This window comes from Streptomyces sp. NPDC025638 (assembly GCF_055558775.1).
On record NZ_JBVHLX010000010.1, the window covers coordinates 1 to 25,173 of the forward strand.

The following is a 25,173-nucleotide window of genomic DNA, read 5'->3' on the forward strand; positions in this document are numbered from 1 at the left end:
GCTACGAACGCAAAGCCGAGCACTTCCTCGCCTTCACCAGCATCGCCTGCACCCTGATCTGCTACCACCGACTCACCAAATGAGATGACTTCTAAAGCGGTGTTCAGTCGCTACACGGCTCAAGACAAGGGCGTGAAGCCGGCGGACTGGTCGAGGTGGAACGCGGAGCCCGCAGCCGTCGGGGACCAGCCTTTACGCAGGGCAAGGCGAACAGCCGCGGCAACACCGGACGGCAGTACTGGCTCAGCCTCGCGGCCGATCCAGTTGCTCGGATGGGGCTGGTCGGTGGTGACCACGAGCGTCATGCCCGGCGTATCCGCATGCTCGACCGCGAAGGTGCACGGCGACCAGACCAGGCCCTGGAAGTACGTCGGCCTACCTCGCAGCCGCCAGCGGTAGGCCGTACCGTCGACAACAATCCGTCGTGATCCCTTGCGGACCAGTGCCATGACTCCCCCTTCACCAGTGAAGATGGTAGCGAGCCCGGCCCCGCCGTCCGTCTCAGTTTCCGTCTCATTCAGCGCCGTTCACGGACGGTCAGACGAGACCCAAGACGTTAGCCGCTCTCCCGACCGGCCGCCCATGAACGCAGGTGAACGGCCCCGTTCGATGCTCCCAGGACCACCACCACAGTTGGAAAGCGTGCTGGTGAGCTGTCCAAGCGCGTAGGTCCAGAAGTTGCGCTGGCTCGAAGCCTCACGCACCAATTGTGGCGGACTGTTTTGTTCAGCCAGGGCGGACGGTACGGTCGCCGTGTGAGCGACCAGTACACCAGTGATAGCGGCGGCAGAAGCTTCGAGCAGGTCGCGGCTGAGTTGCGGGCCCGTGTGGCCAGCAGTCACTATCCACTGGGCTCCTTCCTGCCGTCACAGCGCGAACTGGCTGAGGAGTTCGGCGTCTCTCGCGACATCGTGCAGAGCGTGCTCAGGAAGCTGCGGAGCGAGGGTTGGATCGAGACACAGCAGGGCAGCGGATCCCGGGTCATCAGGGCGCAGCGAACCCATGCGCCAGGAGACGCCGAGGAACACGACCGCGTGGTCACATTGGGATCGCTGATCAACCGAGCCTTCGAGCAACCCGAAGTGACCCTCGATGTCATGACACTGACGTCGCAATTCATGGCTGAGCACATCCAGGTGCAGGCAGAACGAATCCGGGCCGGCGAGATAGCGCCACAGCACATCGCCCTACGCATGCTGCTGCCCCGCGAGTCGGACGACCTTGTGTACCCGTGGTTCGAGAACGCCTCGGATAACGAGACCCTGAGGAAGTGGGCTCACCGCAGCACGCGTCAGCACACAATACCTATGGTACTGAGCAACCTGGAGATCATGAGGCTAGTGTCCTCAGTGGACTTCGAGGTCCGCACGCTCCAAATGCTACCGACCTGCAAGCTTTATCTGATCAACAGAGTGGAGGCGGTGCTCGGCCAATACAAGCCGGTCCCGCGTCCCGTTGAGCGGGACGATGGCCATGAGAGCGAGGTTATTGACGTCCTTGGTCTCGATAACAGACTCGTTCGCTACGCCAAAGATGACGATCCCCACTCTCATGGAACGACGCTCGTGGAAACCATGCAGGAGTGGTTCGATTCCGCTTGGCGTGTTTATTCTCATTAGCTCGCAACACAGCTCTTCTCTCGACGTAGTGGTGTCACCGCTGGGCCACGGTCGTGTCTGCCCGTGTCGGCGGAGAGCACAGCAGGTCGGCTAGGCGCCCTACCGCGCGGCGCCCCAGGCTCATAGCGTGCCTTCATGGGATGGCTGACGCTGATCAGTACTTTGGCCGGCGGCGTGCTCGGCGTTGGCTCAACGCTGGTCGTCGAATCAGTACGCACGAAGCGAGACCAACGACTCCGGCATGGAGAGCTACGCCGGACCGCGTATGTCCGGTACCTCACTGCGCTGACCGAGACCGAGACAGCGTTACAAACACTCGCGTTGAGTCACCCAACGCCGATCGCGAGTAGCGATGTGGTGGCTGCTTTCCGCTCGACCGGCGTGATTGCGGCCAGGTACGAGTTGTTTCTAGTGGCGCCAGCTAGCGTCTACGACGCCGCCCGTGAGGCCTACGACCTCCTGAGGGCGATGCGAGTTGCCATCGCGACAACCAACGTCGTGGTAGGTGATGACTCAGTCGAGTGGCAGGCGCTGCACACTCCGTACGACATGGCCTTGCGCAAGCTCCGTGCTGCCATGCGGGTCTCACTGGGCCCTGCCTTCGACTAGGTCTGACAGCAAGGTCGTGCCAGACCCGTGCCAGATGGTGCGAGGAACCACGGGGAACACCGGGGAACCAGCCAACCGCCCACCGGACACCAACGCGGCTCCGCCGCAGGTCAGTCATGTCCTCACCACCAGAGAACCCAAGCTTCCCAAGCTGATGGCTTCTCTCTGAATGCCCGCGCGAGGCGGCCAGCCCTCACCGCGCGTGCTGGTCTGCCGCTTCGTCCGGGCTGCGGCGCTGGGGCGCCGGTCCCGGCCGAGCGGCAGACGGACGGACGAGGAGGCATGCCGTGCAGCAGAAGGCCCCGCACACCGACCATCGGGGGAACGACGATGTGCGGGGCCGGACCGGCTGGTCGCGGGAGCCTGCTCAAACCGCAACCGGCCGGGGACTCTGAGACGACATGGTCAGGCAGCAGACTGGCTAGCCCGAGTACTCCCGGCCCCTTGCGGCATCTCGGCGTGCATCAGCTTCTCCGCCGTAAGACCCGACACGATCAGTTCAGCCAGCATCAGAGCCGCATCGGGCCGCACGATACCGAGGCGTACGATGCCGTCGCCTGACACGTTCACGTCGGCCGCGAGGCCGGGGAAGTCCGGCTCCAAGCCCAGGACAGTCAACTGAGACGCAGAGCATCGGCGCTACGCCGAGCCCGTGCCCAGCCGCGGACGTAGGGCACACCAGGCATCAAGTTTTCGGCGCGCTTCGCGACGACTCCCCGTCGGTCGGTCATGGCGTTAGTCCCTTCCTGCATCGTGTTCGGCGGCACCGCCACCGGACTCTTCAAGGCGCTGCATTCCCGAGGCCAACGCCAGTCGCAGCAGTTCCGCCAGACGCTCCGCAGTGGCCGGCGACACCCGGCCGAGCTCGACGAAGCCATTCCCGAAGGCGTTCAAGTCGGCGCGCAGGTAAGGGAAGTCCTTCTCCAGACCGGCACGGACCAGAGCGTCCCGCAGGGCAGTGGTGGCATCCCGCGCGGCGTACCAGTCGTCGCTGACAAGGGGCGACCAGGTAGCAGCGTCTTCCCGCTGGGTGGCGTCATCCCGCATCGGTCGTGGTCCCCTCGAAAGCGGGAAACGTGAGGGCCGCCGCGGACGGGTAACGCTCGCTGTACCGATCCACGCGGGCGAGCAGCTCGGCCGAGGCGATCAGCATGGTCGCCAGAGCCACCGGGCGGAGCGGGTTGGCGATGGGACGCCGAGTCGGAGCCCGAAGCCACTGGTAACGGTCGCCGGTCATGGGCATCGGACCGGGGACGACGACCACCGAGCTTCGGCCGAGGTAGCGGTACGGCGGTGGGGTTCCTGCTTCCTGAGCGAGGTAGTGAAGGAAGGTCTCCTCACTGCGCGAACCGAGGAAGAATCCCACTCGGCGAGCTCTGTGATCGAGTACCACCGGGCCGAACGGAAGCCCCCGATGCAGAAGTTGATCGAAGGTCTCGATACCGACCCGCTGCTCTACCGTCACCACGTCAAAGAAGCGGCCGGCCCCCAGCGCGTACGGTGCGCGTGGGTCGTCCGCCCACGTCTCCCGGCAACCGGCCGGATCGTCTGCCGCCGCGGAGAGCCATTCGACACCCCTGGTGGTCATCCTCTGCACGTCATCTCACCTCGGTCAGGTCAGAATCGCGGCCGCTGCCGCTCTGCCTCCAGCCTCAAGGCCATCGCCCTGGCCAGGGGAGATGACGAGGAGTGACGGGGGATGACGCGTCGCGCGTGGACGTGTCATCCCCCGTCATGGGTCAATCACCGCCGATCTACGGCTACTTGGAGCGCCCGGCGGTGAACGACGCGTACATTCGGTCGTAGGGTCAGGGAGCTGTGAGCTACAGCCTTCACACCGGAGCAGGCGTGGGGAGGGAACGATCACGTCCTCGATGGAGCCCACCAGCATCCACTTACGGCAAGCCCGTGCGGGCCGAGGCTGGAGTCAGCCGCGGTTGGTGCGCGAGTTACGCCAGGCTGCGGCCCGCCGTGGCCACCAACTCCCGTCGGACGCCAGCGTGAAGCGTCGTATCGCCAGTTGGGAGAACGGGCACAGCGCCCCGGACGACTTCTATGGTCCTTTGCTGTGCGAGGTGTACGGCCTCAGTGCCGCCGAACTCGGGCTGAATTACGAAGGCGTTCGCGACACAGGACTGTTGGATGCCAGCTATCCAGCAAGTCCCGAGGGCGCTATTGAAACGGTCGGCCAGCTGTGGCGTGCCGATCTCAACCAGTACGAGCCCCTTTTGCAGGCAGAGCCGTCCGAACCCGCATGGAACGAAGCCTCGCTCCGGTGGCTGGTCGCGCCCGGACCGGCCATTCCCCGGCAGCGTCAGGACGGAATGCGCGTCGGTCTCGGAGACGTAGCCGCTATCAAGACGACCGCGGACATGTTCTCTGAATTGGACGACCGCTTCGGTGGTGATCACGCGCGACACGCGGCCATCCAGTACCTCAGTACCGAAGTGACGCCACTGCTGCGCGGCCAGTACACCGAACGCGTCGGGCGAACCTTGTTCTCCACTGTGGCCGAGGCAACGCTTCTGGCCGGCTGGATGTCCTACGACGCATGCCGCCACGGCTTGGCACAGCGGTACTTCCTTCAGGCACTTCGGTTGGCGCAGGACGCCAATGACCGCCGACTCGCCGGAAGCATCCTGTCCGCCATGAGCCATCAGGCGACGTTCCTGGGCCGCTATACGCAGGCCGCGACCCTCGCTCGCGCGGCGCTCATGGGCATCTCGCCCGTGGCCACCCCGACCCTGCGCGCCCAGTTTCACGTCATGGAAGCCCGCGCCCTTGCCCGAACCGGCGACGTAGGGGCCTGCGAAGCCGCCCTGGGCGCGGCCACGAAAGCGCTGGAGAGCCGGAACAGCGACGACGAGCCCGAATGGATCAGCTACTTCGACGAAACCGAGCTCGCCGCGGAGGCCGCCCACTGCTTCCGCGACGTCAACAGCGCACGGCAGGCCGTCACCCACGCTGAGAACGCCATGAGCGGCGACCATGTGCGTAGCGACTTCTTCGCGACCATGGTTCTCGCCGACGCCCACCTACGCGCCGGCGACGTCGAGGAGGCGTGCCGCGTAGCCCTCGATGCGCTCGATCTTGGCGAACAGCTGAAGTCAGCTCGATGCGTCAGCTACCTCGCCGAGTTCCGGCAGGACCTCGCAGCCATCGGCGACAGCGCAGAGACACGCGCCTTCACTGAGCAGGTCAGAGAACACAGGCTCTGGGTTGCCTCCGACGCTCACGTCACTTTCTGACACCAGGACGCGAACCGTGCGCTCAGAACGGGCCCCACTCGTCTCGGCCCTCCCCTGTGCGGAGAGACCGCACTCGCCGATCGAATTCGGCGGCAGACCGGTCACTCGTCGTGACCTGGTGGCCGAGCCAGGCAACCATCATCAGCTCACGCAGATCAGCGAGCGTTTCGTAGCCCGGCCAATTCATCAGGTCGAAGCCGTACCGGTGCACGAACTCGGCGTACTCCGCCTTTGTGTGCCAGCCGTACCTGTCGTAGAAGATCGCCGTTTGGATCAGGTCCCACTCGCGCGGAGCGAGAGCGAAGCCGTCCAGGTCAATGAGCACAGCGTGCCCGTCCCGATGCCGGAGGATGTTCCCGATGCTGGCGTCACCGTGGATCAGGCCGAAGGGAAGGACGAAGTCCAGCCGGTCATAGTCCTTGGCGAGTCTCACCGCTCGCTCCTCCAGGAACGTCCGGTCCTCCCCCGGGATGTCGTCCAGCCCTTCGAGGGACGCCGCCAGCTTGGCCAGCGGATCGAAGTACGGGAGGCCCAGGGATTCAGGTTCTTCGAGCCAGTGCAAGCGGCGCAGGAGGTCGGCCAGCTCGCCAACCGTCGCGTACTCCTCGTTCTCCTGGACGCTCTCCCAAAAGGTGACCACCAGGCCGCCGACGAGGAGCGGCTGAGCTACCGAGGCCAGCGCGCGCATGGCAGGGAAGTCCTGCGACTCAAGCCAGCGGGCTACGCCCACGGCCCGTTCCATCTCTGTAAGAACCGCCGGATCACGCGCGATGCGGACGATGACGGGTAACGACGTAAGGTGGTAGACCGCGTTCGATCCGAGCCGCAGCAACTCGGCATCGCGGTAGTCGAGTCCGGCCGTCGCGCAGGCCTCCCGGAGGGCGGGGGCCAGCCCCTCCGCCGTGAACTCCGCGCCGCCGCCGTCCAGTCCCCCGCCGCTGCCCGAGATCATGCTTCGACCATACGGCCCACGCCGACCGCCCAACAGGCCGCCCGCGTAATAGGGGCGTAATGATCTTGCTTGGGACTCGCCCAGCCAGAGCCTCCGCCGCAGGTCAGGCTGCGGGAGGTCTCTCGGTCTCACCTGGGCTCCGGAGCCGTGTGCGCAGGTTCGAATCCTGCCGGGGGCACTCGCCCAGGATCAGCAGAAATCAAGCGCTGACCAGGGTGGATGCCGACACGAAAGAGCGGGAGACAGTCTCACTGTCTCCCGCTCTTTCTCGTTGTTGCGCACCGATCGCGTGTGAGGAGCGTGTGGGCCACACACTCGCCGGCCACCACCCTTCCTCGTGGCTCACTGCTAGATCTGGCACGGGTGTGGCAGGGGAGCTTCATCCGTACCTCCATGCGGACCGGTCACCGGCAGTCAAACCGGTCACGCAACGCCCCTGAGCGGACCTTGCTGGATGGGTCCGTTGCTGAGGTTGCTGTGCTTCCCTGCTGTGCGGCCGGGGTCCGGCGGAGCTGCACATGCCTCTGGCTGGCAGGCGTGTGATGGTGCCCGATCCGGGTAGGCCACCCATGCACTTCAAAGGGTCCATTCAACCTGTCAGTTGCGACCCACGCGCCTATGCTCCCGCGCCGCATGGATGGATCTGTTTCTCTGCGACTTACGGCGAAGCGTGCGTTAGGCTGGAAGTAAGTTTCTGGTTGTCGGATCGATAAACATCGCAGATCACGTAGTGGAATCCCTGTTTCCAGGTTTCTTCGTCAGGCAGAATGGTTCCGACTGTGTACCTACTGGAGTCGTAAGCGGATCCGTACTTTTTAGCGCAATCGTCGCTTTGTGTATATTGCTCTGTCGAGTAGCTTCTGTCAGGGGGTGCCTTCCAGAAACCCGCCACTTGCGCATCGTGCGAGGTATTGCACCTTGCTAGGTATAGGTACTCCCAGCTTTTGTCTTCTGTGACCTTGTAGCAGTCGCCTATTTCGGCATTTTGCGGTGAGATCTGGTCGCCGATCTTCCGGAAGTTCCCTACAGGCCCCCAAATGTTTGCAGTCTTGTTGAAGATAAGGCATGCGGTGTTGCGTACGCCGCTCCTCCATCCTTGTTCCGTTGGCGGCAATGAGTAATATTTGGCGTCGGCCATCGCATTGACTGTGTCTATCGATTCTGACGCGCATCGATCGTATCCATTGGCTTGTGCATCCGAGAGTGAGGTTGCGGCGTTGGATGCGAGTACCTGGCCATCCGGGGCGCCGTTCGCGCAGACCGCCAAGGTCAACTGTGGTGGCTCAGTTTCGAACTTAAGGCCTGTCCACTGGGCCGTGACGCAGTCTCCGGGGCGCAGTTCTCGGGTCAGCCCGACAGCGTTGCCGTATGGTTTCACAGGGCCAGTTGCGGAGGGACTTTGGGTGGCACTGGAATTCGGCCTCTTTGTTGAGGAGCTGAAATTCGCTACTACAAGCCACGAAACAAGGCCTATGACGAGTGCTGCGGCCGTCAGGACGATGATGTGGCGTAGCCTGCGCCCCTTCGTCCGGTCGGATATGGGATCAGCCGATTTGCGCGGACGTCGCGGCCAAACCACTTTTGAGATGCGTGGTTTTGCTGGAGGCACTTCGGGCTGGTGCTGGCGTTTGGGGGAGGAGCGCTTTGCAGGCGGATGGCTTACCTGTGTGACGGTTGCCTGCCGTGTTTGCGGGCCTTCGATTGTAAGTTGGGCGAGCAGCTGTGTTGCTGTGTCGGGGCGAAGTCTCTGGGGCGGGTCTTTGGCTAGCAGGTCGAGAAGGATGGGTGCCAGATTGCCTGCCCGGCGCGGTGGTGTGGGCTCTTCGGTGAGAAGCGCCGTAAGCGTGCCCACGGGGGAGCCGCGATCAAACGGGCCGTGACCTTCGACTGCAAAGTAGAGAGTTGCTCCAAGCGAGAACATGTCCGATGCGGGCGTCGGGTCCTCACCGCGGGCACGTTCCGGAGCCAGGTAGCTGGGGGTTCCGATGATTCCCGAGACGGTGGTCAAGCGCGGCTCGCCGGCGTCCACCCGAAGCGAAATGCCATAGTCGGTCAACAGCACCCGTCCGTCCCCTTGACTGCTGAGTTCGTGGGGGTCGGTACTGGTGACCAGGACGTTGGAGGGCTTGACATCCCGGTGCAAAATGCGCAGTCGGTGGCCCGCGGCCAAAGCATCAAGTAGCGCCAAGCCGATGCGAGCCGTAGCAGCCCGCGACACCGGACCATCATCGCGGACCACTGCCTCAAGGTCTCGGGCCCCAGGCACGTACTCCATGACGATCCACGGCAAGCCATCGTCGAGGACGCAGTCATACACGGTCACCACGTGTGGATTGCCGCGGAGCCGGGCGGCGTGCCGTGCCTCGCCGCGGGCTCTGGCGATGCGTGCGTTCAACTCATGTTCGGGGAGATCTGGTGGTACGGCTAGTTCCTTGAGCACGACCTTACAGTCGAGTTCTTGGTCGTGGGCGAGCCAGACGCGACCCATCCCACCGGCGCCTAGGCTGCCTAGCAGTCGGTAGCGTCCGGCAACCACGCGGCCTGCGGCGTCACCTATCTCCATACCAGCTTCCGCCTGGTCGAACATGGACGGCTCTACAAAACAATCTTCTCTCTGCCTCCAGCTAAGTGCATATTGAGGCGCATTGCCCCAACGCTGCGCCTCACGTCAGGAACCGTGGCTTGACACACGTCCGACTTCCTGCGTCTGCGACGCAGCCGCCCTGCGCACGGGTCTGCTGCACGATCGGGTGACATCTTGACCTGCCCCACCTCTCAGGTTCCAGTTCTGCTGGCTAACTGACGGCCTTCACGAAAGGCAGCCGGACATGCCCCGCGCCTACCCCGCTGAGTTCCGCGCCCGCGCCATCGCGTTGGTCCGGGCAGGAAAAGAACAGAAGCAGACCGCCGTTGAACTCGGCATCCATCCGGTCACGTTGTCGAAGTGGTTGCGCCAGGACGACATCGACAACGGACGGCGCCCTGGCAGGATCTCGGAGGAGTCCGCAGAGCTGAGTGCAGCGCGTCGACGAATCCGCGAGCTGGAAACCGAGCTCGAGATCGTCCGCAAGGCCGCCACGTTCCTCGGCGAGGACAAGCCGGCCCCAAAAGGCTCTACCCGGTGATCGACCACCTCGTCGATGCCGGGGCACCGGTCGGCCGATGCTGCCGGACCCTCGGAGTCGCCCGGCAGAACTACTACAAACACAAGCGCACCCCGACCACACCGCGGCAGCTGCGACGGGCATGGGCATCCAGGTGTGCTCGAGGACCGTGTCGGTGCTGATGACACAGGCCGGGATCTACGGACTGCCCGGACCGGTACGGATCAAGCGCCTTCGGGGTGTCGTCACCGCCGACGACCTGGTCAACCGGAAGTTCCATCGGCTGCGTCCCAACGAGCTGTGGGTCACCGACATCACGCAACACCGCACCAGAGAAGGGTGGGTGTACTGCGCGGCGGTCCTGGACGCGTTCAGCCGCAAGATCGTGGGCTGGTCGATCGACTCCAGACAGGACTCCACCCTCGTGGTCAACGCGTTAGACATGGCCCTCCGCAACCGGCGCCCCGAACCAGGCGGGATAGTGCACGCCGATCACGGCACCCAGTTCACCTCCTGGGTCTTCGGGGAAAGGATCCGCTCCGCCGGGCTCCTGCCATCGTTCGGCACGGTCGGAGACGGCCTGGACAACGCGATGATGGAGTCGTTCTGGTCCTCGATGCAGATCGAGCTGTTGAACCGCAGACGGTTGAAGACCCGGGTCGAGTTGGCGAACGCGATCTTCGAGTACATCGAGGTCTTCCACGTCGACGCCCGGATCGGATGCCACAACCGGACGCGCTCGGGCTCGCCGGGCGGCTCGGCCATCGGTACCACCGCACGCCACTCGCCGTCCGAGTCCTGGAACTCCCAGATCAGGCCGCGGACGAGAGTCCCGGTGACCGGATGGTCGCGGTAGTGGCGGCACCACTCGTCGTACGACCACTCGCGCCCGGCCGACATCAGCGCCTCGACGCGGGCCCGCTCGGCCGACAGTGTCCCCCGCACCTCCTTGGCCAGGGTCCTCAACTCCTGGAGCTCGTCCGGAAAGCCGTCCTTCACCGCCGCCGGAACTGTGCGGGACGTCCCCCCGTCGGGGCGCGTGAAGGTGAGCCGCACGGTCGCCGCTTCCTCGATCGCCACCCGTACCCGGTGTCCGCCCAGCTCCCGCTCCAGCGAGCCGTCCGGCGTCAGGCCGTGGTCCGGCACGCTGCGCTCGACGAGCTGCTCCGCCGTGATGCCCTGCTTCCCGGCTGCCCTCACCAGCGCGGTGTCGAGCTGCTTGCGCAGAGCCCGGTGCTTGATCCGGAACCGCAACCGCCACAGGGCCTCCAGAGAGGCCGGATCGCCGGTCTCGGCCAGCGCGTTGATCGCCGCGCCCGCGAGCTTGAGGTCCTGCGTCACGTCGCTTCGGGGGCCGCCGGTCCGCAGGGCGAGCGCGCCGAGGTGCCGCACCGCGGCCGGGCCGCCGGTCAGCGCGGCCGCCCAGACGGCACCGCGCGCCAGGTCGCCGTCGTTCTGGTGGAGGACGTAGTGGTAGTGGTGATCGCCGTGCAGCCAGCCGGTGTGCGCACCGCTTCTCCTGCTGCACAGCGGATCGTCCTCGGCCAGCACCCGCAGGACGTCGGCCACGAGGTCCCGCGCCGACGCCGCGTCCGCGAGTTCGAGGCACGTACGCCGCCACCTCTGCGTGGGACGCGGTCCCGACAGGCTCGCCAAGTGCCGTACGAAGCAGGCCAGTTCCGGTGTCGGAGCGGTCTTCGCGCGGTCGCTCAGCGGGACGGCCCAGGGAGCGTCGGCGGGGATCAGTCCCTCGGGGATGCATGCCTCGTCCACGCTCGCGAGCAGCGCGCGCAGGCGCTGGGCGAGCGATGCGTGCGAGCTCGCCCCGACGGTGGTGTCCATGAGCTCCGTGTGTGCGTGCCGCAGCCAGGGCATGACCGCGCGGCGGCCGTCGGCGTCGAGCTGCTCCGCGGCGTTCAGCACCAGCCCCAGCTCACCGGCGAACCAGTGGCCCATGTCGTACTCGGTGGCGCGGAGCAGCATCACCGCGACCTCGTCGGGTGTCCAGCCACGCACCCGCGCGATCAGGGCCCCGATCTCGGCGTCGTACTGCCACAGGCTCGTGTCGTCGAAGCAGGCGGCCAGCATGAGGCACAGGACCGCGGCCCTGCCCTCCTCGTCCGCGCAGGCCGCGAGCCGCCTGTCGATCTCGGCCCGGGTCGCCGCGCCCGCCGCCTCGTATCGCCGGTGGTCCTGGTGTATGGCTAGCCGGAACTCGGTCCGCTGCCGTTCCAGGAGGTCGACGAGCCAACGGACGCGGTGCAGCGCCGCGGATCTCACGTCGTCGAGCGAGTCGTTCCTGCGGGATTCGGCCACCAAGGCGTCGTAAAGCATGGCGGGATGATGGCAGGGGGGACTGACAATGCGATCAACAAGGTGACCGCCGCTGGCGGGAGTGCCGGGGCTGGTGCTTCCTGCCGCGGGGCGGGCTTGTCTTGCCTCTCCTCCTGCCCCGGCGCACCCTGGTGCCATGGGTGCGCATGAGGGGCCCACGCTCATTGGATCCGTGCAGCGGGCGTTTCGGCTGTTGGAGGCCGTGAGCGGGCACGTGAACGGGGCACCGGCCAAGCAGTTGGCACGGGAGACCGGGTTGCCTCTGGCCACCGCCTATCACCTGCTGCGCACGCTCGTGCACGACGGGTATGTGCGGAAGCTGGACGACGGCGGGTTCGTGCTGGGGGACCGGTTGCGGGTGCTCACCGACGCCGGTGGCGGGCAGGCGCTGCTCAGCAGGATTCGGCCGACCCTCGCCACGCTGCGCGACGAGCTCTCGGCCGCCGCCTACCTCACCTTCTACGAGGAGGGCGAGATCCGGGTCGCCGAGATCGTCGACGGGCCGCGTGCGCCGCGGGTCGACCTGTGGGTGGGGTTCGAGGACGCCGGGCATGCCACCGCGCTGGGCAAGTCCGTGCTGCGGGAGCTGGACGACGACTCCCGCATGGATTACCTGTCCCGTCACTCGCTGGCCGATCTCACCCCTCGGACGATCACCGATCGCCCGGAGCTGCTCCGGCGGATCGACGACGCGCCCCTGGCACCGGCGGTCACGGACCTGGAGGAGTACTCGCTCGGCACGGTGTGCGTCGCGGTGCCCGTCTACAGCGGGGACACCCTCGGCTCGCTCGGCGTCTCGCTGCGGGCGGATCAGCTCTCCCGGCTGGAGAAGGCCAGGGCCCTGTTGATCCCGACCGCGAGCCGCGTGACCAGGAGTCTGTCGCTCACTATCTGAAATTCCGCGGCTTGTGGCGGCCCCAGTCGAACCCTTTATCTGGATCGAAAGGACATTCCGGGCGAGCATCGCCCTCGTACAGGTGAGGACTGCGGACCGATCATGAGCCAGAGGCGACACCATGGTGGCGAAGGCCGGCGGACGTGGCCCCTCCTGGGCCGTGTGGCCGGTCCCGTGCTGTCGGTCCGGGGGCGGACCACCGAGCAGTCGGTCACTGCCCTGCTGCCGCTCCTGCCCGTGCTGGTCGTCACCGCCGTCGTGACCGTCGACCTCGTCTACGGCGCGGGGCTGAGCTGGGTGCCGTTGCTCGCCGCCGGGCCCGCGCTGGCCGCCACCACGAACGGTCCCCGCGGAGTCCTGTGCGTGGGCCTGCTGGCCACGGGGCTGGGTACGGCCCTCGGCATCCGTGACCGTGCGCCGAGCCACGAGCTGGCGATCGTACTGGCAGGACTGGTGGCCGTCTCCCTGGCGAGTGTCCTGGCCAGCGCATTGCGCAGGCGCCGGGAGCTGGTGCTCGCGGCCGTCCGCTCCGTGGCAGAGGCCGCCCAGCACGCGCTCCTGCAGCCCGTAGCGGCGGCCGTCGGCCCGTTCCAGGTGGCCGTCCGCTACAGCGCGGCCGACGCGGAGGCCCGTATCGGCGGCGATCTCTACGCCCTGGTGCCCACCCCGCACGGTGTACGACTCATCGTCGGCGACGTACGCGGCAAGGGACTGCCGGCCGTCGGGACCGCCGCTCTCGTCCTGGGCATCTTCCGCGAGGCCGCCTACGACGAGCCCGATCTCCTCGCCGTCGTCGACCGGATCGAACGCAGCCTCGCGCGCAACCTCGGTCAGGACGACTTCGTCACCGCCGTGGTCGCCGGATATCCCGAGCCCGGGCGGCTGGAGGTGGTCAACTGCGGCCACGCGCCCCCGCTGCTGGTGCGCGACTCCGAGGTCATCGCCGTCGAGCCCACCCAGCCCGCCCCGCCCCTCGGGCTGCGCGCCCTCAGCGGTGAGAACCCCCGCCTCCAGGTGCTGTCCTTCTCCGACGGGGACCAGCTGCTGCTCTACACGGACGGGGTCACCGAGGCCCGCGACCACGGCCGTGAGTTCTATCCGCTCGCCGAGGGTCTGGCGCGGCACGTGTGCCATGAGCCGGCCCGTACGCTGACCGCACTCCACGACGATCTGCTGGCCCACGTGGGCGGCCGGCTGCACGACGACGCGGCTCTGCTTCTGCTTCGCATGCCCGACACGGCCGATGTGGCCGACGTGGCCGACGTGGCTGGTGTGGCCGACGTGGGCGATGTTGCCCGTGTGGTGGATCAGTCTGAGCAGGCCCTTGAGCGGAAGGCCACCGCCGCCAAGGTCGTGCTCCAGCACTGACGCCGGGGGACGTGGGGGCGTCGGGCGTCAGGGCGTCGGGCCGACGGCTCGCCGTTCACGCGGTGCGCTTGCGGGGCGTGGCCTTCTTCGCTGCCGCCTTCGTCGCCTTCTTGGCGGGCGCCTGTTTCGCGGTCGTCTGCTTGGCTGCCGTCTTCTTCGCGGTCGTCTGCTTGGCCGTCGTCTTCTTCACGGCGCTCTTCGACTTGCTCGCGGGCGCGGCCGTCTTCTTCGCCGCGGCCGTCGTCTTCTTGCCGCCCGTCTCCTTGGGTGCGGCCCGGGTCGTTCTGCGCGGCGGGAGCGGGGTGACCTCGGCTCCTGCCTCGGCTGCCTCGGCCGTCTCCCCCGTCTCACCGGCCACTTCCTCGCCCCGGGACTCCTTCGCTGCCCGCACGCTCTTCTCCAGGGCCGCCATCAGGTCGAGCACCTTGCCCCCGGGCGCGGGAGCGGGGGCCTCGGGTAGCTCCTCGCCGGCCGCCTTCGCGGCGATGACCTCTTCCAGGGCCTCGCGGTACTCGTCGTGCAGGTCCTCAAGGTCGACCTCGCCGAGGGTGTCCATCAGGGCGTCCGCGAGGTCGAGTTCCTTGTCGCGGACCGTGACGTCCACGTCCGGGGCGACACCCTCGGGAGCGCGGACCTCGTCCGGCCACAGCAGACCGTGCATCGCGATGGCGTTGCCGACCACGCGCAGCATGCCCAGGCGTTCGCGGCCGCGCAGCGCGTACTTCGCGATGGCCACCTTGTTGCTGCGCTGGAGGGCCTCTCGCAGCAGGGTGTACGGCTTCGCGGCCGGGGCGCCGCCGGCCGCGAGGTAGTACGCGGCGTCCATCTGGAGCGGGTCGATCCGGTCGGCCGGGACGAAGGCGACGATGTCGATGGTCCGTGCGGTGGGGATCGGAAGGTTGGCCAGGTCCTCGTCGGTGATCGGGATGATCGAGCCGTCCGCGTCCTCGTACCCCTTGCCGATCTCCGCGCCGCTGACCTCACGGTCCTCCAGTTCGCAGACCTTGCGGTAGCGGATGCGGCCGCCGTCCTCGGTGTGGATCTGGCGGAACGAGATCGCGTGGCTCTCGGTGGCGTTCACCAGCTTGATCGGGATGCTGACCAGGCCGAAGGAGATGGCGCCGTTCCATATGGATCGCACGTGCAGCACCCTTCCGATCCGTAAACGCCGGTTTATTGCGGTTTCGTGGGATTCTCATCGTATGACGCCGATCACTGAGGTGGAGGGGCGACGGGTCGCGCTCAGCAATCTGGAGAAGGTGCTGTATCCGGCAACCGGCTTCACCAAGGGCGAGCTGCTGCACTACTACGCGACCGTCGCGGAGGCTCTTCTTCCGCATCTCCGGGACCGTCCGGTGTCCTTCCTGCGGTACCCGGACGGGCCGGACGGTCAGGTGTTCTTCACCAAGAACGTGCCGCCCGGTACGCCCGACTGGGTCACCACCGCGGAGGTGCCGCGGTCGGACGGGCCCGCGCGGATGGTGCTCGTGCAGGATCTGGCCTCGCTGATGTGGGCGTCGAACCTCGTCACCGAGTTCCACACGCCCCAGTGGGTGATCGAGGCGCCCGGGGAGGCGGACCGGCTCGTCTTCGACCTCGATCCCGGTGCCCCGGCGACGATCGTGCACTGCTGTGAGGTCGCGTTGTGGCTCCGGGCGCGGCTGGCCGACGACGGGGTCGAGGCGTATGCGAAGACGTCCGGGTCGAAGGGGCTGCATCTGCTCGCGGCGGTGCGGGGGGTGTCGTCGGAGCGGGCGTCGGAGTACGCCAAGGGGCTGGCCGTGGAGGCGGAGCGGGCGCTGCCCCGGCTGGTGGTGCACCGGATGACGCGGAGTCTGCGGCCCGGGAAGGTGTTCGTGGACTGGAGCCAGAACGCCGCGCGGAAGACCACGGCGGCTCCGTACACCCTTCGTGCGCGGCGTGAGCCGGCCGTCTCCACTCCGGTGACGTGGGAGGAGGTCGAGGAGTGCCGGGAGGCGGGGCGGCTGGCCTTCCGGGCGGGGGACATCGCGCCGCGGTTGCAGGACTTCGGGGATCTGATGGCGCCGTTGCTGGATGCGGGGCGCGCGAGCTCCTTGCCGTGAACGCCGCGCTCAGCGGACTGACCGAACTCACCGAGCCCACCGGACCCACCCGACCCACCGGAAGGCGCTCACCCTCCCCGGCACCAGCCCGACCACCCGCAGCCGAACCCTCGACGACCAGCCCTCACACCCTCGACCACGTGTTGCGGTCCCGGGCCATCGCATGCAACGCCTCCACATCCGCCGGCTTCAGCACACCCCCCAGCCGGGCCAGCCCCGCCAGCTCGGTGTCCTGCAGGACGCGGATCTCGCGGAGCGGGGCCGGGACGGAGAGGGTCGCGGGGCCCGCCAGGGCCAGGACCGGGCGGACCTCGGCCGTCAGCGCGTACGACGCCCGGTCGGCGTCGGCGCGGACGCGGCGCAGCAGCGGGCGCGGCTCGCGGCGGCCCAGGGCGACCATGGGGTCGGCCACCAGGACCCGCTGTTTCCGGGCGTAGAGGGCGTGCAGGGCGAACAGCCCGCCGGGGCCGATGAGCAGATGGTGGATGCGGTCGCCGCCGGGCAGCGGGACCGAGTGCAGCGCGTGCCAGCCCACGCCGTCCAGGCGGTCCAGGACCTCGCCCACGGCCTGCTCGGCCAGCAGGGCCCGGCGGCGCGGGTCCGGGCGGAGGCGGTGGGGCGGGGCCGGGTCCCGGTCCAGGGCCACGAGGAGGGCCTCGCCGGGGCGGTTCGGGGCCAGGTCGTCGTCGGGGTGGAGCGAGAGGCGGGCGAGCTCCGCCGGTGTCGGGACCGGGGGCGGGCCCACCAGTACCGGGCCGGTCAGGAAGGGGCCCAGCGCCTCCATCACGTCCTCCCTGCTCTCCTCGCTGAGCAGGTTGACCCGGGCCGCCTCACGGTCGTACCAGGCGATGTTCCTTCCGTCCGTGAGACAGACGTACAGCCGTTCCTGGCCGTGCCGCCAGACCGGCACGACGCGCAGTCCGCTCATGTGCCATCACCCCTCGACCATGGGAACAGGAGGCGTGCTTCAGGGGCAAGAACCCGGCTACCTTTGAGACCAGTTGGGAGGGGCAGGTGGGGAGGCGCCGTTGCGGACCCGCAGGAAGCAACCCGACGTACCGGCTCCGGACAGCCCATGGAGCGAGATAGTGCCCGGTCTGTGGATGGGCGGGCACGAGTTCAAGGGGCCCTCGGGGCTGGAGCTCGCCGTCGTCCGGGACGAGTTCGATCTTGTGCAGACCTTGCTGAGGCTGCCGGGGCACGGGCCGGACCCCGGTGTGGAGCACCATGTGTGGCCGATACCGGACGGTCCGCTGGACGGCACCCAGCTCGCCGGTGTCATGCGGCTGGCCCGGGCCGCGGGCGACGCGCTGGACGCGGGGCGGAGCGTGCTCGTGCGGTGTTACAGCGGCTACAACCGCTCGGGGCTGGTGGTCGCGCACGCCCTGGTCGGCCGGGGGCACTCCGCCGAGGAGGCCATCCGGCTCATCCGCAGCCGCCGCTCCCCCTGGGCCCTGCACAACGAGCTGTTCGTCGACTATCTGCGCACGGGCCTGCCGACCGTCCGGCTCCTGGAGGAACTGGCCGAGTAGCGAAGCCCTGCCGCTCGAAGCCCTGCCGCTGAGCCCGCCGACCGGCGGATCCTGCCACGCACGGCAGAGCCCGCCGCCGGGACCGCCAAGTAGCCAAGTAGCGGGATAACCGTTTCTCCGGACGAATAGGGTGTACGGCGCCACCGATCGATCCGAGCCACAGGAGTACCGTGCCTTTCAGCCGTCCCGCGCGCACCGCTCTCTCCGCCGTCGCCGTCGGCCTTCTCGCGGCGACGGCGGCAGCCTGCGGCGACATGGGCGAACTGCGACGCGACGGTGCGACCCCCACCGCGATCAGCCCCGTGAAGCTCTGGCCGGATCTGCGGCCGGCGTCCAGCCCCGCCTATAAGTACGACGAGGGGTCGACCGAGGTGGTGAAGGGCTTCACCGATCCCGGCCGGGACATCCGCAAGATCGATCCGGTGGCCGTCGTACGGGCGGAGATCGCCGCGCACCCGGCCGACTACGGCGCCAAGGGCCCGTACCACGAGACGGCCGCGCGGATGGACGAGTGCGGCAAGGGCGGCAGCCGCGGCCGGTGCCCGCTGCTGAAGGCGTACTACCGGGACCTGACCGGCGACGGCCGGGAGGACTTGACGCTGGGCTTCCGGCTGTTGCCGACCAACCAGACCGCCGTGCGCGTCTACGCCTTCGAGGGGGACCGGCTGGTCCAGGTCATGTCCGACAACGACGCGATCATCGGGGTCGAGCTCGCCGGACGGGCGGTGATCGTGCGCTCTCCGGCCGGGATCACCGGCTACGAGTACCGCACGACCTGGGAGTGGGACCAGAGCCAGCACGCGATGGTGTTCACGCGCGACGAGTTCCTGCGCACCGGCCGGCGCAAGCAGTCGCCCACCCCGTCCGCCTCCCCCTCGGCGAGCGGGCGATGAGGATGAGCCTGCCCCAGTGGACCGGGACGCTCGCGGCGAAGTCCGCCGCGTTCATCTCGGTGATGTGCTGTGCGCTGGCCGCCCTGCTCGGCATCCTGGTGCATGTCTCGGTGACCAACCAGACCGTCGGCCAGGCCCGGGACCAGGCGCTGGACCGGCTGGCGGACGCGACCAGGGCGTACCAGGCCGGGGACGCGCTGCTGCCCGGCGCCGGGGTGGACCCCGCCGGGCTGCCGGAGCCGCTGCGGACGCTGGCGGTGGCCGGGGACCGCGGCACGATGGTCGCGGTCCATCGCGGGCGTCCCACGATGTGGGCGGCGGGCCCGGCCGACGGCAGGCGGGCGCTGGCCGTCGAGGTCGACTACTCGCAGCAGGCCCGCACCATCGCCGGACTCGACCGGTCGATCCTGTGGTCGTCGGGGCTGGCGATCACGGTGACCCTGCTGATCGGCGCGTTCGCGGTGACCCGGGTGACCCGGCGGCTGCACGGCACGGCACGGGTGGCCCGGCGGATCAGCGCGGGCGACCTGGACGCGCGCGTGAACGACCCGCGGACGAAGGACGTGGCGCGCTCCCACGACGAGGTGGCCGCGGTCGCCGCCGCGCTGGACTCGATGGCGTCGTCGCTGCAGAGCAAGCTGCTGAGCGAGCAGCGGTTCACCGCGGACGTGGCGCACGAGCTGCGCACCCCGCTGACCGGGCTGCACGCGGCGGCCGAGCTGCTGCCGCCGGGCCGGCCGACGGAGCTGGTGCGGGACCGGGTGGCGGCGCTGCGCACGCTCACCGAGGACCTGCTGGAGATCTCCCGGCTCGACACCGGGCGGGAGCGGCTGGACCTGGACACGGAGGAGCTGGGCGCGCTGGCCCGGCGGGTGGTGTGCGGGTCGGGCACCGACACCGAGGTGAAGGTCGTACGCGACGTCCGGGTGGAGACCGACCGGCGCCGGCTGGAGCGGGTGCTCGGGAACCTGGTGGCGAACGCGCACAAGCACGGGCGGGGCCCGGTGGTGCTGACGGTGGACGGTCCGGTCGTGGTCGTACGGGACCACGGGGACGGTTATCCGGACTACCTGGTGGAGCACGGACCGCAGCGCTTCCGCACCGAGGGCGGGGCGAAGGGCCATGGGCTCGGGCTGACCATCGCGCTGGGCCAGGCGGAGGTGCTCGGCGCCCGGCTGACCTTCACCAACGCCCTCGACGACGGCGCGGTGGCCACGCTGACGCTGCCGTCGGCCGGTCCGGGGGCGTCCGAGGCGGTGTGACGGGACCCTGGGCGGGGCTCGCCACGCTGGCATCGGTGACAGGGCGCGCAAGGCGCCCCGTTTAGGTAAGTTCCGGACATGACGAAGGCCGGAACCACTGTGACGGCGAGGCAGGCCCCCGCGCCCGATGTACGTCTCCCCCGGCGCCGTGGCATCGAACTCGCCCTGATCGTGCTGGCCGTGCTGCTGTGCGTGTACGGCTACTGCGACGTCGGCCTGGCGAAGACCGGCACCGTCCCGCCCGGTGCCGTCGGCTACGGCGCCGGGCTCGGCGTGCTCGCCCTGCTCGCACACATCGCGGTCCGCGTCCGGGCCCCGTACGCCGATCCCCTCCCGCTGCCCATCGGCGTGCTGCTCAACGGCCTCGGCCTGGTCCTCATCTACCGGCTCGACCTGGAGACCCCCGGCGACCGGGCCGCCCCCGCCCAACTCGTCTGGTCCACGCTCGGCGTGGCGCTGTTCATCGTGGTGGTGCTGCTGCTGCGCGACCACCGGGTGCTCCAGCGCTACGCGTACGTCAGCGTGGTCACCGCCCTTGCCCTGCTGATGGTGCCGATTCTCTTCCCGGCCGTGAACGGCGCCCACATCTGGATCCTGTTCGCCGGATTCTCCATCCAGCCGGGCGAGTTCGCGAAGGTGCTCCTCGCGGTGTTCTTCGCCGCGTACCTGGCGGCCAACCGCAACGCGCTCGCCTACGCGGGCCGCCGGATCTGGTTCGTTCAGCTGCCCACCGGCCGGGTCCTCGGCCCGGTCCTCGCCATCTGGCTGATCAGCGTGGGCGTCCTGGTCCTGGAGCGGGACCTCGGCACCTCGCTGCTCTTCTTCGGCCTGTTCGTCGTCCTGCTGTACGTGGCGACCGGCCGCACCGGCTGGATCGCGGTCGGCCTGCTGCTCGCGGTGCTCGGCGCGGTCGCCGTCGGCTGGCTGGAACCGCATGTGCACAGCAGGGTCCAGGACTGGCAGCACCCGTTCGCCACGATCGAGGCGGGCCTCGGCCCCAACCAGCTCGCCCAGTCCCTGTTCGCCTTCGCGGCGGGCGGGATCCTCGGCGCCGGGCTGGGCCTCGGCCACTCCATCCTGATCGGCTTCGCGGCCAAGTCGGACTTCATCCTGGCGACGGCCGGCGAGGAGCTGGGCCTGGCCGGCCTGTCAGCGATCTTCATCCTGTACGGCCTCCTCGTGGAGCGCGGCTACCGGGCCGGGCTCGCGCTGCGCGACCCCTTCGGCCGGCTGCTCGCCCTCGGCCTCGCCTCGATCGTGGCGCTGCAGGTGTTCGTGATCGCGGGCGGGGTGACCGGGCTGATCCCGCTGACCGGCATGGCGATGCCGTTTCTGGCGCAGGGCGGCTCCTCCGTCGTCACCAACTGGACGATCGTGGCCCTGCTGATCCGGGTCAGCGACTCGGCCCGCAGCCAGTACGACGGCCGGGTGGCCCCGTGACCAAGTACATGCGGCACGCCGCCGCGTTCTGCGCCCTGCTGATGGTGGCGCTGCTCGTCAACGCCGCCCGCGTCCAGGTCGTCCAGGCCCCCTCCTACGACGGCAACACGGCCAACCGCCGCTCCGCGATCGCCCGTTACGGCCAGCCGCGCGGCGACATCCTGGTCGACGGCATCCCGGTCACCGGCTCCAAGGACACCGGCGAGCAGCTCCGCCACGAACGGACCTACCGGAACGGGCCGTTGTACGCCCCGGTGACCGGCTTCGCCTCGCAGGTGTACGGCACGACGTTCCTGGAGCACGCCGAGGACGGCATCCTGTCCGGCACCGACCCGATGCTGTCGCTGTTCCCCCTGTGGAACGACGTCACGCGGGCGCGAAACCGGCCCGGGGACGTCGTCACGACGCTCAACCGGGCCGCAGAGGAGGCGGCGTACCGGGGGCTCGGCGCGCGCAAGGGCGCGGTGGCGGCCGTCGAGCCGTCGACCGGCCGGATCCTGGCGCTGGTGTCCACCCCCTCGTACGACCCCGCCGAGCTGTCCGGGAACGGCGACCGGGTGACCTCGGCCTGGGCGCGGCTCAACGACGACCCGGAGCAGCCGATGCTCAACCGGGCCGTACGGCAGACCTATCCGCCGGGTTCCACCTTCAAGGTGGTCACCGCGGCGGCGGCGCTGGACGCGGGGGTCGTCAGCGACCTGGACGCGCCCACCGACTCCCCCGACCCCTACAAGCTGCCGGGCACGAGGACGCGTCTGACGAACGAGTCCGACGACTGTGAGGACAGCTCGGTGCGGGCCGCGTTCGAGTGGTCGTGCAACACGGTGTTCGCGAAGCTGGGCGTGGACGTGGGGCTCGAAGCCATGGCCTCGACGGCCCAGGCCTTCGGCTTCAACGACACCGGCCTGAGGATCCCCTTCTCGGTCGCGCCGAGCACCTTCGACACCCAGGTGGACAAGGCGCAGTTGGCGTTGTCATCCATCGGCCAGTACAACACGCGGGCCACGCCGCTCCAGATGGCGATGGTCGCGGCGGCCGTCGCCAACGGCGGGCAGGTGCGGACGCCGTATCTGGTGGAGCGGACCGTCCGCCGGGGCGGCGAGACGGTCGCGACGACCGGTTCCCGTCCGATCCGCCAGGCGATGAACCCGGCGACGGCCGTGCGGATGCGGGAGTTGATGACCGACGTGGTGCGGGAGGGCACCGGCGCCAACGCCGCGATCCCCGGCGCCACGGTCGGCGGCAAGACCGGCACCGCCCAGCACGGCATCGGCAACTCCGGTGTGCCGTACGCCTGGTTCGTGTCGTGGGCGCAGCGCGACGACCAGCTGGAGCCGAGGGTGGCGGTGGCCGTGGTGGTGGAGGACGCGGCGGCGGACCGCGGTGACATCAGCGGGGGCGGGGACGCGGCACCGATCGCGAAGGCGGTGATGCGGGCGGTTCTCGACTCGTGAGACGGGGGGTACCGCGGGCCGGGTGGCCCGACCTACCGTTCGGTCATGACCGCATCCACAGCCGCGTACGAACTCGCCCAGGTCAATATCGCCCGCCTCAAGTTCCCGCTGGATTCACCGGAGTTGAAGTACTTCGTCGATGCGCTCGACCCCGTGAACGCCGTGGCGGACGCCGCCGACGGGTTCGTGTGGCGCCTGCAGAGCGACTCCGGCAACGCGACCGACATCCCCGTGCTCGGGGACGAGTGGCTGGTCATCAACATGTCGGTGTGGCGGGACACGAACGCGCTCACGGCGTTCATGTACCAGGGGCAGCACCGGGAGTTGCTCGCCCGGCGCAGGGAGTGGTTCGAGCGCGTCGAGGAGGCCATGGCCACGCTGTGGTGGGTGCCGGCAGGGCATCGGCCTACGGTGGGGGAGGCGGAGGAGCGGTTGCTGCATCTTCGGGAGCATGGTCCGACGGGGTATGCGTTCACTCTGCGCACGTCGTTCTCTCCGGGGCAGGTGCAACCGGTGGTCAGGGCTTGATGGCCGTGAGATCGATGTCGATGGGAAACGGAAGGGTGAGCTTGAGCCGGTTGTGGAAGATGCCGGTGGGCACGTACGCCTTGGTGATCGGATCCAGTTCGTAGACGTGGACCACCGGGAGTCCGTCGCTCTCCTCGACCAGCCAGTAGTACGCAAGACCCGCAGCCGCGTACTTGCGGGGCTTGACCTCCCGATCCCGTGCGCGGGAGTCCTCGGAGACGACCTCGACAGCCAGGATGACGTCCTCGTGCAGGAGCCGGGTGTCCTTGGGACCCGTGTCGGCGCCGCTTCGGGCCACCAGCACATCCGGCTCGGGGCGGTTCTGGTCGTCGAGCGTGACCGTGAACTCCCGGTAGACCTCGAACTTGTCCGGCGCCTGATCGTATAGGGCTCGGTCCAGCAGGCGAATCGCGCGCACGTGGAACAGCGTCTGCGGACTCACGAAGACGAGACTCCCGTCGATCAGCTCCGTATGCGGAGGCAGGTTCGGGAGCCGGTCCAGGTCGTCGGCCGTCCACCCGCCGACCGGCGGACGGGGCCATTCGCAGTCGTCGTCCAGCCCGTACTCGCGTGCGGCACTCATGATTACTCCCATGCGACAGGGTCTTACGGGCATAGCCAGCCTGCCCAGCGCGAACGCCAATGCGCCGTTCCGTAGAGTGATAACGGAACGCGCCGTTGACGACCGGAACGGTCAGACGTCCGCCCCCCTCTCAATCGCCTCCTCCACCTCCGCCACCCGCTCCCGCTCCTCCACCGCGAAGCGCTCCGCGTCCAGGTGTTCGGCGATCTCCTCGTCCTGGGCCATCAGCAGGTCCAGGTTGGAGTCGCCCATCTCCAGTACGCCCATGTCGACATAGGCCCGCTGGAGGCGCTCGCCCCACAGGCCGATGTCCTTCACGCAGGGCACGATGCGGCTGAACAGCAGTTTGCGGAAGAGCTGAAGGAACTCGGAGCGCTCGCTGAGTTCCTCCGCCTCCGCCTTCGGGATGCCGAAGTTCTCCAGGACCTCGACCCCGCGCAGCCGGTCGCGCATCAGGTAGCAGCCCTCGATGACGAACTCCTCGCGCTCACGCAGCTCGGCGTCGGTGAGCTGCTTGTAGTAGTCGCGCAGCGCCATGCGGCCGAAGGCCACGTGCCGGGCCTCGTCCTGCATGACGTAGGCCAGGATCTGCTTGGGCAGGGGCTTGTCGGTGGTGTCCCGGATCATGCCGAAGGCGGCCAGCGCGAGCCCCTCGATGAGGACCTGCATGCCCAGGTAGGGCATGTCCCAGCGGCTGTCGCGGAGGGTGTCGCCGAGCAGGGACTGGAGGTTGTCGTTGATCGGGTAGAGCATCCCGATCTTCTCGTGCAGGAAACGCCCGTATATCTCGGCGTGCCGGGCCTCGTCCATCGTCTGGGTCGCGGAGTAGAACTTGGCGTCCAGGTCGGGGACGGACTCCACGATCCGCGCCGCGCAGATCATCGCGCCCTGCTCGCCGTGCAGGAACTGGCTGAACTGCCAGGAGGCGTAGTGCTGCCGCAGGTCGCCCTTGTCCTTGTCGGTGAGCTTCGCCCAGTACTTGCTGCCGTACAGGGACATCGCCTCGTCGGGGGTGCCGAGCGGGTCGTACGGGTCGACCTCCAGGTGCCAGTCGATCCGCCTCTGTCCGTCCCACTGCTTGTCCTTGCCCTTCTGGTAAAGGGCGAGCAGGCGGTCACGGCCTTCGTCGTACTCCCAGCTGAACCGGGCCGCTCCGGTCGCGGGCACCTGCCAGTGGGGGTCTCCCGGGTGCTTGGCGTACAGGTCGTTGGTCGGCATACCCGCAGGCTCACACGTAGACGGCGAGTCAACAAGTCATGCGCAAGGGA

General features: G+C 68.5%; 22 protein-coding genes and 2 pseudogenes. 13 read left to right on the forward strand and 11 right to left on the reverse strand.

Annotation, left to right across the window (positions count from 1 at the left end; genetic code table 11):
* Window positions 1-119 precede the first annotated feature (119 nt).
* Complete coding sequence (locus ACZ4EG_RS24865) at window positions 120-449, reverse strand: hypothetical protein (RefSeq protein WP_467792150.1); 330 nt, start codon at window positions 447-449, stop codon at window positions 120-122.
* Window positions 450-755: 306 nt separating this feature from the next.
* Here ACZ4EG_RS24865 and ACZ4EG_RS24870 point away from each other — a divergent pair, with 306 nt between their 5' ends.
* A complete protein-coding gene (locus ACZ4EG_RS24870) occupies window positions 756-1,619 on the forward strand; it encodes a GntR family transcriptional regulator (protein WP_467792151.1) in 864 nt (287 codons plus the stop codon).
* 135 nt (window positions 1,620-1,754) lie between these two features.
* Window positions 1,755-2,228: a hypothetical protein gene (locus ACZ4EG_RS24875; protein ID WP_467792152.1), complete on the forward strand. Its 474-nt coding sequence runs from the start codon at window positions 1,755-1,757 to the stop codon at window positions 2,226-2,228.
* 405 nt (window positions 2,229-2,633) lie between these two features.
* Here the strand turns inward: ACZ4EG_RS24875 and ACZ4EG_RS24880 are convergent, their stop codons facing one another.
* The 3 genes from ACZ4EG_RS24880 to ACZ4EG_RS24890 all read right to left on the reverse strand — a co-directional run bounded on the left by ACZ4EG_RS24880 (window position 2,634) and on the right by ACZ4EG_RS24890 (window position 3,816).
* Window positions 2,634-2,831: a hypothetical protein gene (locus tag ACZ4EG_RS24880; RefSeq protein WP_467792153.1), complete on the reverse strand. Its 198-nt coding sequence runs from the start codon at window positions 2,829-2,831 to the stop codon at window positions 2,634-2,636.
* A 132-nt stretch (window positions 2,832-2,963) separates the two neighbouring features.
* Entirely contained in the window at window positions 2,964-3,275 is a 312-nt protein-coding gene (locus ACZ4EG_RS24885) for a hypothetical protein (RefSeq protein ID WP_467792154.1), read from the reverse strand.
* Window positions 3,265-3,816: a bifunctional DNA primase/polymerase gene (locus tag ACZ4EG_RS24890; RefSeq protein WP_467792155.1), complete on the reverse strand. Its 552-nt coding sequence runs from the start codon at window positions 3,814-3,816 to the stop codon at window positions 3,265-3,267. The genes ACZ4EG_RS24885 and ACZ4EG_RS24890 overlap by 11 nt, the downstream gene beginning before the upstream one ends.
* A 412-nt stretch (window positions 3,817-4,228) precedes the next feature.
* Here ACZ4EG_RS24890 and ACZ4EG_RS24895 point away from each other — a divergent pair, with 412 nt between their 5' ends.
* Window positions 4,229-5,476, forward strand: a complete 1,248-nt coding sequence (locus ACZ4EG_RS24895; RefSeq protein WP_467792156.1) for a hypothetical protein — start codon at window positions 4,229-4,231, stop codon at window positions 5,474-5,476.
* A gap of 22 nt (window positions 5,477-5,498) precedes the next feature.
* Here ACZ4EG_RS24895 and ACZ4EG_RS24900 read toward each other — a convergent pair whose 3' ends face one another.
* Window positions 5,499-6,428, reverse strand: coding sequence for a phosphotransferase family protein (locus ACZ4EG_RS24900; RefSeq protein WP_467792157.1), 930 nt, complete (start codon window positions 6,426-6,428; stop codon window positions 5,499-5,501).
* 658 nt (window positions 6,429-7,086) lie between these two features.
* Complete coding sequence (locus ACZ4EG_RS24905; RefSeq protein WP_467792158.1) at window positions 7,087-9,015, reverse strand: serine/threonine-protein kinase; 1,929 nt, start codon at window positions 9,013-9,015, stop codon at window positions 7,087-7,089.
* A gap of 241 nt (window positions 9,016-9,256) precedes the next feature.
* On the opposite strand from ACZ4EG_RS24905, the pseudogene ACZ4EG_RS24910 reads away from it, so the two are divergent.
* Window positions 9,257-10,235, forward strand: a pseudogene (locus ACZ4EG_RS24910) (IS3 family transposase); the annotation flags it as partial.
* A 26-nt stretch (window positions 10,236-10,261) separates the two neighbouring features.
* Here the strand turns inward: ACZ4EG_RS24910 and ACZ4EG_RS24915 are convergent.
* Window positions 10,262-12,031, reverse strand: a pseudogene (locus tag ACZ4EG_RS24915) (DUF4132 domain-containing protein); the annotation flags it as partial.
* Between ACZ4EG_RS24915 and ACZ4EG_RS24920 the strand changes: the two are divergent.
* Window positions 12,003-12,761 (forward strand): IclR family transcriptional regulator, encoded by a 759-nt coding sequence (locus tag ACZ4EG_RS24920; RefSeq protein ID WP_467792159.1) that lies wholly within the window; start codon window positions 12,003-12,005, stop codon window positions 12,759-12,761. The pseudogene ACZ4EG_RS24915 and the gene ACZ4EG_RS24920 sit on opposite strands and share 29 nt — an antisense overlap.
* A 102-nt stretch (window positions 12,762-12,863) precedes the next feature.
* On the forward strand, window positions 12,864-14,129 hold the full coding sequence (locus ACZ4EG_RS24925) for a PP2C family protein-serine/threonine phosphatase (RefSeq protein ID WP_467792160.1): 1,266 nt from the start codon (window positions 12,864-12,866) through the stop codon (window positions 14,127-14,129).
* A 55-nt stretch (window positions 14,130-14,184) separates the two neighbouring features.
* Here the strand turns inward: ACZ4EG_RS24925 and ku are convergent, their stop codons facing one another.
* Window positions 14,185-15,270 carry a non-homologous end joining protein Ku gene (gene ku / locus ACZ4EG_RS24930; RefSeq protein ID WP_453559938.1) on the reverse strand — a complete coding sequence of 362 codons (1,086 nt, stop codon included), beginning with the start codon at window positions 15,268-15,270 and terminating at the stop codon, window positions 14,185-14,187.
* A gap of 61 nt (window positions 15,271-15,331) precedes the next feature.
* Between ku and ligD the strand changes: the two genes are divergently transcribed.
* Window positions 15,332-16,213, forward strand: coding sequence for a non-homologous end-joining DNA ligase (ligD, locus tag ACZ4EG_RS24935; RefSeq protein ID WP_453559941.1), 882 nt, complete (start codon window positions 15,332-15,334; stop codon window positions 16,211-16,213).
* A 124-nt stretch (window positions 16,214-16,337) separates the two neighbouring features.
* Here ligD and ACZ4EG_RS24940 read toward each other — a convergent pair whose 3' ends face one another.
* Window positions 16,338-17,141 (reverse strand): nuclease-related domain-containing protein, encoded by an 804-nt coding sequence (locus tag ACZ4EG_RS24940; RefSeq protein ID WP_453559943.1) that lies wholly within the window; start codon window positions 17,139-17,141, stop codon window positions 16,338-16,340.
* 100 nt (window positions 17,142-17,241) lie between these two features.
* Here ACZ4EG_RS24940 and ACZ4EG_RS24945 point away from each other — a divergent pair, with 100 nt between their 5' ends.
* The 6 genes from ACZ4EG_RS24945 to ACZ4EG_RS24970 all read left to right on the forward strand — a co-directional run bounded on the left by ACZ4EG_RS24945 (window position 17,242) and on the right by ACZ4EG_RS24970 (window position 23,322).
* Complete coding sequence (locus ACZ4EG_RS24945; RefSeq protein WP_453559945.1) at window positions 17,242-17,745, forward strand: protein-tyrosine phosphatase family protein; 504 nt, start codon at window positions 17,242-17,244, stop codon at window positions 17,743-17,745.
* Between the two features lie 170 nt (window positions 17,746-17,915).
* Complete coding sequence (locus tag ACZ4EG_RS24950; protein WP_453559947.1) at window positions 17,916-18,638, forward strand: hypothetical protein; 723 nt, start codon at window positions 17,916-17,918, stop codon at window positions 18,636-18,638.
* Complete coding sequence (locus tag ACZ4EG_RS24955) at window positions 18,635-19,900, forward strand: ATP-binding protein (RefSeq protein ID WP_453559950.1); 1,266 nt, start codon at window positions 18,635-18,637, stop codon at window positions 19,898-19,900. Before ACZ4EG_RS24950 ends, ACZ4EG_RS24955 begins: the two co-directional genes overlap by 4 nt.
* Before the next feature lie 78 nt (window positions 19,901-19,978).
* Window positions 19,979-21,340: an FtsW/RodA/SpoVE family cell cycle protein gene (locus ACZ4EG_RS24960; RefSeq protein ID WP_453559953.1), complete on the forward strand. Its 1,362-nt coding sequence runs from the start codon at window positions 19,979-19,981 to the stop codon at window positions 21,338-21,340.
* On the forward strand, window positions 21,337-22,794 hold the full coding sequence (locus ACZ4EG_RS24965) for a penicillin-binding transpeptidase domain-containing protein (protein ID WP_467792161.1): 1,458 nt from the start codon (window positions 21,337-21,339) through the stop codon (window positions 22,792-22,794). The genes ACZ4EG_RS24960 and ACZ4EG_RS24965 overlap by 4 nt, the downstream gene beginning before the upstream one ends.
* Before the next feature lie 45 nt (window positions 22,795-22,839).
* Entirely contained in the window at window positions 22,840-23,322 is a 483-nt protein-coding gene (locus tag ACZ4EG_RS24970) for a DUF3291 domain-containing protein (protein WP_453559958.1), read from the forward strand.
* Here ACZ4EG_RS24970 and ACZ4EG_RS24975 read toward each other — a convergent pair.
* Window positions 23,312-23,905 carry a Uma2 family endonuclease gene (locus tag ACZ4EG_RS24975; RefSeq protein ID WP_467792162.1) on the reverse strand — a complete coding sequence of 198 codons (594 nt, stop codon included), beginning with the start codon at window positions 23,903-23,905 and terminating at the stop codon, window positions 23,312-23,314. The two genes, ACZ4EG_RS24970 and ACZ4EG_RS24975, sit on opposite strands and share 11 nt — an antisense overlap.
* Before the next feature lie 111 nt (window positions 23,906-24,016).
* Window positions 24,017-25,123: a ferritin-like domain-containing protein gene (locus ACZ4EG_RS24980; protein WP_467792163.1), complete on the reverse strand. Its 1,107-nt coding sequence runs from the start codon at window positions 25,121-25,123 to the stop codon at window positions 24,017-24,019.
* Window positions 25,124-25,173 lie beyond the last annotated feature (50 nt).

Bases quoted from the DNA above. Each gene is read 5' to 3' on its own strand.
- ACZ4EG_RS24885 (WP_467792154.1), bottom strand. From the start codon at position 3,275: ATGCGGGATGACGCCACCCAGCGGGAAGACGCTGCTACCTGGTCGCCC.
- ACZ4EG_RS24970 (WP_453559958.1), top strand. From the start codon at position 22,840: ATGACCGCATCCACAGCCGCGTACGAACTCGCCCAGGTCAATATCGCC.
- ACZ4EG_RS24875 (WP_467792152.1), top strand. From the start codon at position 1,755: ATGGGATGGCTGACGCTGATCAGTACTTTGGCCGGCGGCGTGCTCGGC.
- ligD (WP_453559941.1), top strand. From the start codon at position 15,332: ATGACGCCGATCACTGAGGTGGAGGGGCGACGGGTCGCGCTCAGCAAT.
- ACZ4EG_RS24920 (WP_467792159.1), top strand. From the start codon at position 12,003: ATGGGTGCGCATGAGGGGCCCACGCTCATTGGATCCGTGCAGCGGGCG.
- ACZ4EG_RS24865 (WP_467792150.1), bottom strand. From the start codon at position 449: ATGGCACTGGTCCGCAAGGGATCACGACGGATTGTTGTCGACGGTACG.
- ACZ4EG_RS24940 (WP_453559943.1), bottom strand. From the start codon at position 17,141: ATGAGCGGACTGCGCGTCGTGCCGGTCTGGCGGCACGGCCAGGAACGG.
- ACZ4EG_RS24955 (WP_453559950.1), top strand. From the start codon at position 18,635: ATGAGGATGAGCCTGCCCCAGTGGACCGGGACGCTCGCGGCGAAGTCC.
- ACZ4EG_RS24980 (WP_467792163.1), bottom strand. From the start codon at position 25,123: ATGCCGACCAACGACCTGTACGCCAAGCACCCGGGAGACCCCCACTGG.
- ACZ4EG_RS24925 (WP_467792160.1), top strand. From the start codon at position 12,864: ATGAGCCAGAGGCGACACCATGGTGGCGAAGGCCGGCGGACGTGGCCC.
- ACZ4EG_RS24975 (WP_467792162.1), bottom strand. From the start codon at position 23,905: ATGAGTGCCGCACGCGAGTACGGGCTGGACGACGACTGCGAATGGCCC.
- ACZ4EG_RS24960 (WP_453559953.1), top strand. From the start codon at position 19,979: ATGACGAAGGCCGGAACCACTGTGACGGCGAGGCAGGCCCCCGCGCCC.
- ACZ4EG_RS24905 (WP_467792158.1), bottom strand. From the start codon at position 9,015: ATGTTCGACCAGGCGGAAGCTGGTATGGAGATAGGTGACGCCGCAGGC.
- ACZ4EG_RS24890 (WP_467792155.1), bottom strand. From the start codon at position 3,816: ATGACCACCAGGGGTGTCGAATGGCTCTCCGCGGCGGCAGACGATCCG.
- ACZ4EG_RS24900 (WP_467792157.1), bottom strand. From the start codon at position 6,428: ATGATCTCGGGCAGCGGCGGGGGACTGGACGGCGGCGGCGCGGAGTTC.